General features: G+C 34.6%; 12 protein-coding genes. 3 read left to right on the top strand and 9 right to left on the bottom strand.

What is annotated here, in order from left to right; genetic code table 11:
- Window positions 1-30: 30 nt before the first annotated feature.
- The 3 genes from QL232_RS00880 to QL232_RS00870 form a co-directional block, all read right to left on the bottom strand.
- Window positions 31-582 carry a tyrosine-protein phosphatase gene (locus QL232_RS00880; RefSeq protein WP_281612646.1) on the bottom strand — a complete coding sequence of 184 codons (552 nt, stop codon included), beginning with the start codon at window positions 580-582 and terminating at the stop codon, window positions 31-33.
- Between the two features lie 143 nt (window positions 583-725).
- Complete coding sequence (locus QL232_RS00875; protein WP_281612645.1) at window positions 726-1,280, bottom strand: YbhB/YbcL family Raf kinase inhibitor-like protein; 555 nt, start codon at window positions 1,278-1,280, stop codon at window positions 726-728.
- 89 nt (window positions 1,281-1,369) lie between these two features.
- The gene (locus tag QL232_RS00870) at window positions 1,370-2,206 is read right to left on the bottom strand and encodes a helix-turn-helix domain-containing protein (protein WP_281612644.1); all 837 of its coding nucleotides are present in this window, start codon (window positions 2,204-2,206) and stop codon (window positions 1,370-1,372) included.
- 158 nt (window positions 2,207-2,364) lie between these two features.
- Here QL232_RS00870 and QL232_RS00865 point away from each other — a divergent pair, with 158 nt between their 5' ends.
- Together QL232_RS00865 and QL232_RS00860 are read left to right on the top strand one after the other, a co-directional pair.
- The gene (locus QL232_RS00865; RefSeq protein WP_281612643.1) at window positions 2,365-3,222 is read left to right on the top strand and encodes an AraC family transcriptional regulator; all 858 of its coding nucleotides are present in this window, start codon (window positions 2,365-2,367) and stop codon (window positions 3,220-3,222) included.
- Window positions 3,219-4,628, top strand: coding sequence for an NAD(P)/FAD-dependent oxidoreductase (locus tag QL232_RS00860; protein WP_281612642.1), 1,410 nt, complete (start codon window positions 3,219-3,221; stop codon window positions 4,626-4,628). Before QL232_RS00865 ends, QL232_RS00860 begins: the two co-directional genes overlap by 4 nt.
- 82 nt (window positions 4,629-4,710) lie before the next feature.
- On the opposite strand, the gene QL232_RS00855 is transcribed toward QL232_RS00860, so the two are convergent.
- The 3 genes from QL232_RS00855 to QL232_RS00845 form a co-directional block, all read right to left on the bottom strand.
- Entirely contained in the window at window positions 4,711-5,010 is a 300-nt protein-coding gene (locus tag QL232_RS00855) for a DUF1330 domain-containing protein (protein WP_168884492.1), read from the bottom strand.
- Window positions 5,011-5,112: 102 nt separating this feature from the next.
- Complete coding sequence (locus tag QL232_RS00850; RefSeq protein WP_281612641.1) at window positions 5,113-5,541, bottom strand: DUF3995 domain-containing protein; 429 nt, start codon at window positions 5,539-5,541, stop codon at window positions 5,113-5,115.
- Window positions 5,538-6,668 (bottom strand): FAD-dependent monooxygenase, encoded by a 1,131-nt coding sequence (locus tag QL232_RS00845; RefSeq protein WP_281612640.1) that lies wholly within the window; start codon window positions 6,666-6,668, stop codon window positions 5,538-5,540. Before QL232_RS00845 ends, QL232_RS00850 begins: the two co-directional genes overlap by 4 nt.
- A gap of 81 nt (window positions 6,669-6,749) precedes the next feature.
- Between QL232_RS00845 and QL232_RS00840 the strand changes: the two genes are divergently transcribed.
- Window positions 6,750-7,364: a TetR/AcrR family transcriptional regulator gene (locus QL232_RS00840; protein WP_281612639.1), complete on the top strand. Its 615-nt coding sequence runs from the start codon at window positions 6,750-6,752 to the stop codon at window positions 7,362-7,364.
- Between the two features lie 62 nt (window positions 7,365-7,426).
- Here the strand turns inward: QL232_RS00840 and QL232_RS00835 are convergent, their stop codons facing one another.
- The 3 genes from QL232_RS00835 to QL232_RS00825 form a co-directional block, all read right to left on the bottom strand.
- On the bottom strand, window positions 7,427-8,401 hold the full coding sequence (locus QL232_RS00835; protein WP_281612638.1) for an alpha/beta hydrolase: 975 nt from the start codon (window positions 8,399-8,401) through the stop codon (window positions 7,427-7,429).
- A gap of 155 nt (window positions 8,402-8,556) precedes the next feature.
- Window positions 8,557-11,526, bottom strand: coding sequence for a sulfatase-like hydrolase/transferase (locus QL232_RS00830; RefSeq protein ID WP_281612637.1), 2,970 nt, complete (start codon window positions 11,524-11,526; stop codon window positions 8,557-8,559).
- 245 nt (window positions 11,527-11,771) lie between these two features.
- Window positions 11,772-12,953, bottom strand: coding sequence for an FAD-dependent oxidoreductase (locus QL232_RS00825; protein WP_281612636.1), 1,182 nt, complete (start codon window positions 12,951-12,953; stop codon window positions 11,772-11,774).
- Between the last annotated feature and the right edge of the window lie 114 nt (window positions 12,954-13,067).

The raw sequence follows: 13,067 nt of genomic DNA, 5'->3' as shown, positions 1-13,067 counted from the left end.
AGATGATAATAAATAATGATTTGACTAACCTTATTTACCCAATAAATTTTTTCTGACAAGTGGTAAGTTTACTCGATTAAAGTAGTTGGAGATATCCTTCATGCCCTCAATAGATTGTCGAATAAGTTCTAGTTTTACTTCTCCTTCACTGAGTAAATATTCTTCCTCAATGGCTTTTTCATTAATTCCTAAAATTAATAAGATAGCAGCAACAACGATTCCTGTTCGATCTTTACCCGAAAGGCAATGTATTAATACGGGGTACTTTAATTGCTCATCTTCAAATTGCTTGATAATAGTATTCAACCAAACTCTCACTTCTTTTGTTGTGGTATCATATTTTTCGACTTTGTTGGCCATGGGGAAATGATAGTAATCGATATCAAAATCATGATAATCAGGTCCATTTCTTAGGTTGAAGACAGATACTGTATTCTTGATTTCAGAGAGATCTTTAATATATTCAATACTACCTCCTCTAAATAGGCGGTTTTCAGGTAAACAGTCTTTATCTAGAATTAGGTTGATATATCCACCAAAGTCTCTAAAGTTTACGCATCCATCTGTGTAATCCAGTCCCATAATGTTTATACTATTAGGTAAAGTGGGTGATTTATTTGAAGTCTTTACTACCTATTATTATACCATTTTTTATGTTTGACCAGAAAAGTATTCAAAAAAATAGGCAGAGTTGGAGATCCCAATACTGCCTATATTGATGTATGTTATTTACTTCTTTTGTAATAGGTAATAATACTCGCTTTGGCTAATGTATTATTCCATAAATAGTATCCTACTACTGCAGCGTTGGTATTTTCATCTAAACCTAAATGGTCTGTTTTGAGTGCATACACTGTGATAATATATTGGTGAATACCATGCCCTTCAGGAGGGCAAGGCCCGCCATATCCTTTGCTTCCATAATCTGTAATACTTTGGATTGCTCCTTGGGGGATTAATTGTAGTGATGGATTACCAGCACCCGATACGAGTTCTGTAATATCAGATGGGATATCAAAAACTAGCCAATGCCACCAACCACTTCCAGTGGGAGCATCTGGGTCATACATTGTAATGGCAAAACTTTTAGTACCTTCAGGTGCATTTTTCCATGATAATTGTGGTGATTGGTTTTTCCCAGTACATCCAAAGCCATTAAATTCTTCATTTATTGTTGCTTCGCCACCAAGATCATTACTAGTTAAAGTAAATGTGTTCTGACAGATTGCAGCGCTTGAAAAAGCCAAAATAACAGTTAAGATTTGGAATAAATTCTTCATAATATTTACGTTTTTAATTCAAGTGTAAAATTATGAGCAAGAGATGGGAACCTTGTGTTTAGTTCAGTCCAAAAAGTATTGAAAAAGGTTCAATTTGATTGATACTGTTTTGGAGTAATTCCAAACTTCTTCTTAAATGCTTGAATAAAGTTGGATAAACTCTCATATCCCATCGCTTCATATACTTCAGAAGGTCTTTTGGAATGGTTCTTTAATAACATGGCCGCATGATCTAACCTTTGGTCTTGAAACCACTTACTGGGTGAACATTGATACTGTTTTTGAAATTCTCTTTTGAAAGAGGAGACACTCATGTTTAATAGAAACGCGAGTTCCTTAATTGTCAGTTTGTTAAGCTTATTACTTTCTACTGTCTGTATAAATTTCTGCTGCTGTTGGTTTTCTGCCACCAGAGCATATAAGAAGTCGATCCCTTTAATTTCTGTGAGGTATAACATGATCTCCTCAAATTTTGTGGAGAGTATATTTTGTTGAAGAGCAATGGAATGAGATGATAAATCCACAAGACTATCTACAAAACGCTTTATGAAAGTATCATATTGAAAAGAGAATGCCGAAGGTGAATTGTTGGGTTGCTCTAGATGCAAATTAAACTTTGTAATAAAGTGGAGAACATCTTCAGTAGAGAAAAAAAATAAAATACTTCTGTAGGCATTAGATCGACTTGAAAGCTTTTCTGTCATGAGACAATGGCCAGAAGTCATAAGTAAAAACTCTGAGTTATCAATTGATTTGGATGAATCATTGAAGAAGACTTCCTTATTCCCTTCTTGTAGGAAGCTAAATGTATTTTTATTCAGTAAGATCTGTTGCTTCGAAATTTCTGCTGTGCTTTTATAATCATAAACTTTGATAGAGAAGCTATTATGGATATTTAATTCGTCTGGTAGTGTTATAGTTTTCATTTTATATAGCTGAAAGCGATAATATCAAGTGAATTTCATTGAAAAGAAGAAGCTATCCAAGAAACAATTTCATAATTAAAGTTTTCATTGAAAAATAGCAAGTACGGATAAGTTGATACTTAGAGGTATACTTTAATTTTGAGGAAACTTTAAATACTATGAAAAAAGAAACACACAATGAATATCAAAAGTCATTGAACTCTGTTATCGATTATATCAACGACCATCTTGATCAACATATTGATTTGAAAGTGTTGGCAGAGATCGCTAATATTTCAGAATTTCATTTTCATAGAATCTTTAAAGCTTTAATAGGAGAATCTGTAGGGTCTTATACCAACCGAATTCGTTTAGAAACCGCTGCAGGTTTATTAAGAGGTACAGCTCTTTCGTTACTTATTATTGCCGAAAAAACTGGATATAGCAACCAACAATCACTTTCAAAAGCCTTTAAAAAGCATTTTGGGATAACACCTTCCGCATTTCGAAACATAGAATCTTTCTTCACTTCGAAGTTTAATGTGAATAAAATAAAGTCTTTGGAAATTCAACCAGAAGTAAGGCATGTAAAAAGTAGTCATCTCACTTACCTTAGAGTAATAGCAGATTACAACGACCAAGAAGAAAGTTATAAAGCTTGGTTTAAGCTTTGGGATTATGCGATGAATCACCAACTAATTAATGGAGAGAATGAACTGATTGGCTTTAACCTTGATGATCCAACAATTACAAAGAAAGATAGATGCAGGTATTATGCTTGTATATCTACTGAACATGCTGTAAAGCCTTTTGGAGAGTTTGGTTATCTGCTATTAGAGGAAGGGAAATATGCCGTATTTACGATTAAAGGTGCTTACAGTCAACTTGATGAGTTGTATGATTTTATTTATCAATCGTGGGTATTCGAAAGTGACTACATATTAAGAGATAGTTGGCCGTTTGAAAAATACCTCAATACGATAGAGGAAGTAGAAGAAAAAGATTTACTAACTGAAATTTATATTCCAATTTTATGAAAAAGTTATCAATACAAAGTTTAATCACTGTATTCTGTGTATTAATTATAGGAGTTTTTGAGTCTGTGATTTATGCTCACCCTAAACCAAAAGAAACGTCTTCAAAAAAAGTAATTGTAGTAGGTGCTGGAATATCAGGTTTAATTGCAGGATTACGTCTTCAGGAAATGGGTCTTGAGGTAGTGATTTTAGAAAAAGATCCCCAAGTTGGTGGACGTGTTTATTCCGAAAAGCTGGGTGGAATCTATGCCAATCTAGGTGCTCAGTATTTTTTTAAAAGTGATAACGAATACCTCAATAAATATTTAGATAATGCAGACAAGTTTTATCCAGAAGGTGGTAAAGTAGCCGCAATTTGGCAGGGAAAAATGGTGTCTTCTTGGAACGAAAGTTTTTTCTTAAAACTCCCAATTGATAGGAAGGCGTCGGAGGATTTTGATGCATCTATTAAGAAAATGCAAAAATTGTATAGTCAATTTAGTACGGGTAGAGAATATATTTTTGATAAATATCCTAATTCACAGACTTGGGTAGATTTGGATCAACAAACAGCAGCAGAGTTATTATCTGAATATCACCCAGACGTAAAAAACTTATACAATATGTTTTTAATTCCAGAAGGTGGAGCTGGAGTAAGTGAGACATCTGCACTTTTACTTACGGGTTGGTATGGCCAAGCTAATGGAGAAGCAGGCAGTTATTTAATCCGCAACGGTAATCAGAAATTACCTCAAGCCATTGCCAACGATATTAAAAAAATGGGAGGAACCATTCATTTGTCTAAAGAAGTAACTTCTATAGAAAACATAAATAATGGGGTGTCAGTGCAATGTAAAGATCAATCCGTTTATACTGCAGATTATGTAGTCGTTACGACACCTGCTACAGTAACAAAGTGGATTGTAAAAGGACTCTCTGAAGAAAAGCAATCGGCATTAAATGCGGTAAAATATGGTGCGAGTATGGAAGTAGGGCTTTACTTGAAGAATCTACCAAAATCGAAACGTATCTCTTCTTGTATCTTTCATGATGAAGGAATTAATGCTTACATGGATCAATCGGGAAAAGTATTAAAAAATGAAACGGTAGTGAGTATCAATATAGCAGGCACTGAAATACAGAAATTATCAGATCAAGAAGTGGTTGAGAAAGTAACACAAACACTACAAAAGATATATCCAGGATTTACTATGGAAAAAAATATTGCTGATTATTCAGTGAAGCGATGGAAAGATGGTATTGTGAAGTATCCTCCTAACTTTTTAAACACTTACCAAGAAGCATTACGGGAACGATCTGGAAATATCTTTTTTGGTGGAGACTATACACATAATCCGGCATTAGATGGTGCTGCTTGGTCAGGGATTAGAGCTGCTGAGCAAGTACTAAAGGCTGTAGAACAATAATTGAATTACAAATTAAATGGCTTATTCCTCTTCATTCTTTCAAAGAAGTGGGATAAGCCATTTATGATGTGATGAACTTTACTTATTCCGTTCCATTTTCTACAGGAACCAATAAGAATTTACTTGATGATCCATTTCTTCTAGCTTCTTTGAAGGGATAATATTCCTTAGAAGCATAAAAAGCAAGAGCATCATCTTTGGTAGCAAATTCAGCCACTAATGAGTATTGTGGTTTCTTTTCTCCTTCTAGGATTTCAATGTTGGATGTTCTAGTGACATATTTACCAGAAAATTTAGAAAGTAGAGGAGTAACTTTGATAAGATAATCCTGTACCCATGAAGGGTCTGTGATGTTCGTTTCTACAATTAAGAGGTGTTTCATACTTATTTAATTTAGTTTGTTTTTAGTAGAGTGCGAGTGATATTTATTTAGATGTGATCCTCAAGTTAGTCATATTTATTTTTAGTGCAAATGATATAACTATCAATATATTAGCTTTAAAATAATTCCTAAAATACCTATTCCTAAACACAAAGGTGAGAATAGTTTGGTATCCGCCTTCGCGAAATTAGTGTCATTAATTTTTTTGAAGAAACCAACGTATTTAAAATCTCCTATGGCTCTAACAATAAATAATACAGGTATGATCCACAGGCTAAATTGCACCATAAAACTAGGTAATGGAAGCAAAATAATACCGGTGCTATGAAGGTAAAACAAGCCAAAAGTAATTAGTATTGCAGCGACAATTAGAGTGGCTAATCTTGGTATAGCAACGACCTCTGCACCTTCCCTCTTTGTAGGTATCACTTTACTAATTCCCCATGTACCCCCCAATAGCCAATAGAAGTGTATTGCACCGAGTGTGATAAATATGAATGATAAACAGATGGAAATAATAGTAGGTATCATACGCTTGGAATTTGAAAGATATATGCAGTTTGTTTTCTATTAAATGAAGCAGTTATTTTCATCATAAAATTGCGCAATAAGATCAATAATGGATGGGAGAAATGTGATATTTTTCCAATCATCCAACTTGTATTCACTACTTTCTTTGCTTTTGATAAACGTAACTGTTGGAAATGCTGAAAGGCTTCATTGGCTTCAAAATGTTCCATACATTCCGAAAGTACATAAGCATCTTCTATAGCTTGACATGCACCTTGTCCCATATTGGGTGTTGTTGCGTGGGCGGCATCTCCAATCAAACATACATTTTCCTTATACCATTGATTTATTGGAGCTAAATCAGCGATTTCGGCTGTGTTTATCTGATCAGTAGAAGTAACACCGATTATTTCTCTGATGATTGGATGATAGTTACTCAGATTCTTTTTAAAGTCATCGAACTGTGGTGCAATACCGTCTTTATTATAAGATTTCAGTGCATACCAATAGACTTTATTCTCAGCAATTTGAACAAATCCAAACCTACTCGAAGTATTCCATGCTTCATTTAATTCATGCTGATATCGGGTTGATAGCTTAAAGTCTGTGACTCCTCTCCAACAAACTTGCTTGGCTTGTCGGGTTTTGCTTTTATGAAAGAGCTGTGTTCTAATAGATGAGTGGATTCCGTCGGCACCAATGATGAGCTGTGATTGTATACGTTTCCCATTTTGAAAAGTAATTTGATATCCATTTTCAAGAGGTACTATATCCTTAGTTTTATGATGCAGATAAACTTCTGTTTTTTCTAAGGCGTTCATTAAGATAGTCTGTAATTGACCTCTATGGATAGCAATGTTTTTAACGAGATGTTTTTTTTCAAAAAAGGTCAGATCAATTTTCGAGAGGGGAGAAAGATTGGGATGAGTAATGTTCATGGAGGATATAGAATTTCCTTCTTTTTCAATGGCTTTTCTTAATCCTAAATGTTCAAATACTTGCATGGCATTATTGGCAAGGATAATTCCTGCTCCTAAAGGTTTAAGTGTCTCTGCTTGTTCAAAAACCCTGACATTAAATCCTTTTTTCTCTAGTGCAATGGCAGTGGTAAGTCCACCAATTCCGGCACCGATAATATCTATTGTCATAATATTGAAGATTGATTAGTACAAACGTACTAAATTTATTTTAAATAGTACACTTGTACTAAAATTTTTATCTTTGTACTTATGAATGCTACCAAACAAAAGATATTAACTCAATCCCTTTCACTTTTTAATGAGAAGGGCATCTCCAATGTTTCTTTAAGAGCGATTGCAGATAAAGCGGGTATCAGTGTAGGCAATCTTCAGTATCACTTTAAGAAAAGAGAAGATATTGTAGAAGGATTGTACTTCCAATTGGTCGAGAAGATCGATGGTATATCTCTTACTCTATCAGAAGATATATTGAAATCCTTCTTTTCTCTTGCTCAACAGGTAATGACTATCTTCTTTGAATATCATTTTTTTCTTTTAGATTTCACCACTGTAACAAGAGGGAATCAGAAGATAAAATTACATTATGCCACTCTTTCAAAAAGAAGAGAAATGGAGTTTTTAAAGGTTATAGATGTGATGATTGAACAGGGTTTATTTAGAAAGGAGATGTTAGAAAATGAGTATCAAAATTTATTTAGAAGGACTGAGGTAATTAGTAATTTTTGGTTCTCTTCATTACTAATCCAAGCAGATACGCTTACAGAAGATGCAATCAATGAATATACATTAATGATAAATCAGAGTGTTTATCCTTACCTCACCAAGAAGGGGAAAGAAGAATACAATAAGTTGATGGATAGCTGATCATCTAAAAGCCATCAAATAGAATAAATTTGTTTGATGGCTTTTGGAAGGAATTTCTTATGTTATTTGTGTTTTTCTACCCAAGATTCAATTAATCGGATGAACCTTTTGTAATCATCTTGATAGACAAAATGCCCACAATTTTCAAAAATTTCTAGTTCACTATTAGGTAATCGTTGATTAAGTCGTATACCATTTTCTTTATGTAATATGGCTTCATGTTCACCCCAAAAAATTTTAGTAGGAATAGTGATGTTTTTCAAGTTCTCGTCTATATCCTTTACCGCATCAGGGTATTTTTTAAACCATTTCATATTGTTAGCCACCTTACCAGTATGTGACTTTTTATAATCTGAAATTTCAAATTTATTGGGGACGTATTGAACGTTGCCTAAGTTCTTGGCAGATTCAATTAATGCACCACTTCCAGCGATTACAAACATCGTACGCCAGAAGCCTGAGTGAACCATTTTTTTCATGACACTTGGCTCAGATGTAGGCAGTGCTGCCGGTCCATCACCAATCATTAATGATTTGATTTTATGTTTATGATGGATGACATAAGTTAAAGCGGAGGGCATACCGACATCAGGTCCGACTAAATGGGAAGATTCAATGTCAAAGTGTTTTAAAAATGAGTTTAAGAAAGATCCTTGAAACTTAAACGACATATAGTCTGATTTCCCCTCACTTGCTCCAAATCCTGGTAAGTCATAAGCGAAAAGGTTATAGTTGTTCTTTAGCTGTTCCCAAACTGTAGAGTAGGCAATGATACTATGGGGAAAAGCAGATAAGAGAACAACAGTTTCTTTTTCTTGGAGATCGATAATTGATTTTGCCATTCTAATTTTAACCCCATCAATAGAGGTAAACTCCAAAGGCATATCAAAAGGTTTTTCAATAGTTGGTTGATGAGAATAACCGTTTTGCTTTCTGATTTTATTCAACTCAGACATTTCTGGAGTAATAAGGCTTACAAAAGCAGCGTTAAAACGATCGTATAAGTTAATTGTAGATAATTTCTTTTCGTCTATCATTTGAAATAAAGTTTTTAAGTAGAATAATTTAGTAAAAACGAACCACAAAAAGAATAAGTCAATAATATCGTTATCCTTCTTCTTGATAAATATAACTTACCATTTGATTGATAAGGAAAGAACCACCTCAGAAATAAACCTGAGGTGGTCTTATGTTATTGTATTACTAATTTACTTTTTTGATTTTTTCCACTAGAACTGATGATGGAAATAACATAAGTTCCTTTTTGTAAATGAGAGATGGCTAAGGAAAGCTGAGATGTAAAAACTTGAGAGCATACCTTTCTTCCCATAAGATCATAGATAATGATCACATTGGTAGTCTGATGATGTGAAGATTTTATATTCACTACATCAGAGGTGGGATTAGGATATATACTAAACTTCATTTTCTCTGCAGATGGTAATTCAGAAACGAGATGATCTCTAGTATTACTGGTATCAATCGTTAATTCTATATTATCCAAATAGGCATTGCCTACAGCATCTTTTGGTCTCCAAAAGCCGACCTGACCAACAAAATCATCTTCTGATGTAGTGAAATGCACAACATGTTCAGTGTAATTTGAAGAGGTGATTTCTTCTTCAAAATATTTATTACCATTCGCATCTTTGATATACAATCGAGGAGGAATACTTGGATTATCCACCTTTGCTACAAATTTTAAGGTATATGATGTATTGGCTTCTGTAGTAAAAAACTGACTGACTCCACCTTTTTCTACCATTTTTAAAGATTTCGTTCCTGCAAATGGTGAAGTAGATTCTATAGAGGTTCCGCCATAATAAGACCAAGCTGAAAGTCCATCTTCAAAATCAGGGTTAATAATAGTGTCTGAAATTTCATTTCCTGTACTGTTAATTTTGCATGTAGCAGAAAGACCTTCTTGTCCAATGACAGTGGCGGTAATTGTTGCACTTCCTTCAGCATGTGTGAGCACAAAACCAGTTTCATCAACAGTACAAACAGCGGTATTATTACTAGACCAAGTTACTTCATAATTATCCTCTCCGGTTACTGTTGCATCTAAATCAATAAACTTACCGGTTACTAAATTAGCAGTATTCTGTGATAAGGAAATAGAAGTAGCTAAAGCAGGATTGCCCACTTTAACGATACATTGCGAATAGATTTGTCTTAAATCAATCACCTTTGCTGTAATTACAGTATGACCTTCAGCCAAAGAAGTAACTTTCCCGTTTTGATCCACAGTAGCCACAAATGGATTACTACTGCTCCATTCTAAGACATTATTAAAAGCATCTGCAGGAGCGATCGAGCCATTAATAGTTTCACTAGAATTGAGCGACATGGTTAATTCATTAGTAGATAAATTGACATCGGTAGCCCAGATCTCTTCATCATGCAATAAACCTAAGAAGATAGGATGAAGTAGTTCTCTTTCCCATCTTACCATTACGGAATCCAGAGTATCTCTTGTTGCCCTAAAGTCGGAATTCCAATATAGATTTTCAGTATCATCTTCATTTACATTGGTACTTAAATCATACAGCTTTTTGTTCGATCCGTCTTTATGGTAAAGTATCTTATAATCTTCATGGCGAACAGCATGTCTATCATTGTCAAACTTTTGAATAAAAATAGATTCATGTGGCCTTCCTGATACTTGTTGAGTGAGATAAGGAATCAGGTTTTTACCATCTAATGGTTTATCGGGATCGATAGGAGAGTTGGACAGTTCAGATAAGGTAGCAAAAATATCCAATGCAGAAACGGGATAATTGTAATCAGTTCCTTCTGTTAAGACCCCTTTCCATTGCATTGCAAAAGGCACTCTAAAACCCCCTTCATAGATATCACTTTTTCCTCCTCTTAGGATACCATTATCTGAAGCATTTTTGGGTTCAGGGCCTCCATTGTCCGAAAGGAAAAATACCATTGTATTTTCTTCTAAACCAAGAGCAGCCAACTGATCTAAAACTCTACCTACTCCTCTATCTACAGCATAGACCATCGCTGCGTAAGTTCTTCTCTTTTCATCTGAAATATGAGAGAAGAGTGCAAGGTCTTCATCTTTCGCTTGCAAGGGGGTATGTGGAGCATTATAAGAAAGAAATAGAAAGAAAGGATTATTCTGATGTCTATCGATAAAGCTGACAGCTTCTGTAGAAAACTCATCTGTTAAATATTCATCTGTTTCTTCAGGAGTATGGTCTCTCATGATCCATGTATCATAACTTTCTTCCTCATTGGCTGCTTGGTAACTATCTTGAATCACTAAATCTTCAGGATGGTAATTATGACCACCTCCTAAGTGACCATAAAATTCGGTAAAACCTCGATTGAGAGGGTGGTTTGAGATATGGGCCCCTAAATGCCATTTACCAATAATACCAGAACTATAGCCTACTTGTCCAACAGATTCAGCAATGGTTTGTTGATCCAGCGGCAAACCTTGGTTAGGGTCATCAACTCTATAGAGCGGGTTTCTACCAAAACCAAAACGTTGTTGGTATCGACCTGTAATAAAGCCGGCTCTACTTGGGCCACAAACAGAATAAGTAGTATACCCACTAGTGAATCGTATACCATTTTCAGCGATACGGTCGATGTTGGGGGTTGGAATATCTGTAGCACCATTAAAACCAACATCGGCATACCCAAGGTCATCAGTCATGATCACAATTACATTGGGTTTATTTAAATTGGGTAAGTCCTTAAGGATAAACTTATCGATAGAGATCGATGTTTGATTGGCTTGGAAAGTAAGCGTATTACTTCCTGCTAATAAATCGACTTCAATAATAGATACTTTAGCTGAGTCTTGGTATGCCCAATTAGAAGGTTGGATGACTACAGGGGAGAAATCTCCTCCATTGATAGAAAGGTCTATACTTTGCGTCACATTTGCATTAAAAGCATACAATTGGAGTTTATATTTTCCTGCTGTAACGATGTTCTCAAAAGTAAGAGCCATAGCACCAACAGGAGTTTTATTCAGTTTGACAAAGCTTCCTCCCGAAGCAAATTCTTTAGACACAATTGCTGTGTTACCAATCAGAGTAGTATTCTCTGCCTCAATAGTTTCACCCACCTCATAGGCCATTGAAGTGGTAGTGAAAAATAGCATTAAATACAGTAGTAGAAAGTCTGGTTTTTTCATAGCTTTCATTTCATAGTTTAACATTAATTCATTTCAATGCATTCAATTTAGAGGGAAAGCCAAAGAGAAAATTATACAGAAATGATTAATACTAACAGAAATTTAGCGACTGAAAAAAAAGGATTTCTTTACTGAAAATTAATTAACATAAACCGGACAAAGACGGCAGATAATCAACACTTTATCAAAGTGTGTGATACATTTTCGACTTGATTTTTGTATAGGAAACAACTTTAGCAATACACTTATAGAATTTCTTCAACTACATCTCTAGCACTTCGAATCGCGTTGTGTGCACCACCCCAATCGTCTTCTTGAGTATACGCTTCTCCTGCAAAATATAGTTTATTGTCAACGGATGTAGAAAGGTTTCTTGAGATACTGCTTGAAGCACTATCAGCTAAATAAGCGGCTTGGATAAAAGGTTCTTCATTCCAGTTCTGTACGATATGCTGAACATAAGATGCCGTTGCTTTGCCATCAAAAATGGCATCCAATTCATTAAGAATATATTCTTTTTGAGCAGTACCTGTCAGGTTTTGATATTGTTCCGCCTGTTTGCCTACAGCAAATAAGCCCAATATATATTTATTTGAATTCTGACCATATGATGCATCATAATAGATCCTTTGTCCTTCACTAGTTTCACTATCTGGAAAACCAAGATAAGTAGGGTAAAACTTCTCAGAAAATTCAATAAATACTTTTATACCTCCCCATACAGTAGCTTTACTAATGGTATTTTCTTTGGATTCTGGAAGAGCAGGAGCGAAGGTTATTGCATTGGATTGAAGTATTTTTAGGGGGACAGTTATTATCCCTTTTGCTGCTTCATAAGTTTGGCCATTACTATCCGTGACGACAACTTTATCACTTTCATAGTTTATATTAATTACTTGTGTATTGAAGATAAAATTAGACTGAATACTTGGAACGATATACGTTTCAAAAAAATCTAACCAACTACTGTTGATGAATTTTTTGTCTTCATGGTCTCCAAAGGTACTTGCCAATGAAAAAGTAGCATAATTACCATCATAATAACCAACAGTATCACTACCTTGATAGCCTTTTGTTTGTGTGGTAATATTTACAGAAGGATCGTTTACAGCATCAGATAAAATGGAGGTGTCTACATGAATCCACTCAGCTCCTAATGGGATAGGAAAATCAGTAAAAGCAGTATTGTGTTTTATTCTACCACCATAGGTTGGTGCTGCTTCGAGAATTTTGAAATCAATACCTTGTTGAGCAAATAAGTAAGCTGTAGACATACCTGCAGGTCCTGCACCAATTATTATTACTGAATCAGAAAAACCTGTAGGTGTATTTTCATCGTCTTCATTTGAACAAGAAGCTATTACTGTTTGAAATGGAATGGAAATACCAAGAATACTACAAGCTTTGATAAATTCTTTTCTAGTCATTGTTAATTTTTGAGAGTTATTTCTTTTAGCAATAAGAGTATTTATTTAAGGCAATGGACCATGCCCACATCTAATATAATAACTTAAATACAAAAGACTACTCATTCTCAGAGT

The sequence above is a fragment of the Flammeovirga sp. SubArs3 genome (assembly GCF_947387565.1).
In the GTDB taxonomy this organism is placed as follows: domain Bacteria; phylum Bacteroidota; class Bacteroidia; order Cytophagales; family Flammeovirgaceae; genus Flammeovirga; species Flammeovirga agarivorans.
The sequence above is the reverse complement of the archived record's forward strand: the minus strand, read 5'-3'. Positions and strand labels throughout refer to the sequence as shown.

Coding starts and splice junctions, on each gene's coding strand:
- QL232_RS00850 (WP_281612641.1), bottom strand. CDS start 5,541: ATGATACCTACTATTATTTCCATCTGTTTATCATTCATATTTATCACA.
- QL232_RS00880 (WP_281612646.1), bottom strand. CDS start 582: ATGGGACTGGATTACACAGATGGATGCGTAAACTTTAGAGACTTTGGT.
- QL232_RS00825 (WP_281612636.1), bottom strand. CDS start 12,953: ATGACTAGAAAAGAATTTATCAAAGCTTGTAGTATTCTTGGTATTTCC.
- QL232_RS00860 (WP_281612642.1), top strand. CDS start 3,219: ATGAAAAAGTTATCAATACAAAGTTTAATCACTGTATTCTGTGTATTA.
- QL232_RS00840 (WP_281612639.1), top strand. CDS start 6,750: ATGAATGCTACCAAACAAAAGATATTAACTCAATCCCTTTCACTTTTT.
- QL232_RS00875 (WP_281612645.1), bottom strand. CDS start 1,280: ATGAAGAATTTATTCCAAATCTTAACTGTTATTTTGGCTTTTTCAAGC.
- QL232_RS00845 (WP_281612640.1), bottom strand. CDS start 6,668: ATGACAATAGATATTATCGGTGCCGGAATTGGTGGACTTACCACTGCC.
- QL232_RS00835 (WP_281612638.1), bottom strand. CDS start 8,401: ATGATAGACGAAAAGAAATTATCTACAATTAACTTATACGATCGTTTT.
- QL232_RS00855 (WP_168884492.1), bottom strand. CDS start 5,010: ATGAAACACCTCTTAATTGTAGAAACGAACATCACAGACCCTTCATGG.
- QL232_RS00865 (WP_281612643.1), top strand. CDS start 2,365: ATGAAAAAAGAAACACACAATGAATATCAAAAGTCATTGAACTCTGTT.
- QL232_RS00830 (WP_281612637.1), bottom strand. CDS start 11,526: ATGAAAAAACCAGACTTTCTACTACTGTATTTAATGCTATTTTTCACT.
- QL232_RS00870 (WP_281612644.1), bottom strand. CDS start 2,206: ATGAAAACTATAACACTACCAGACGAATTAAATATCCATAATAGCTTC.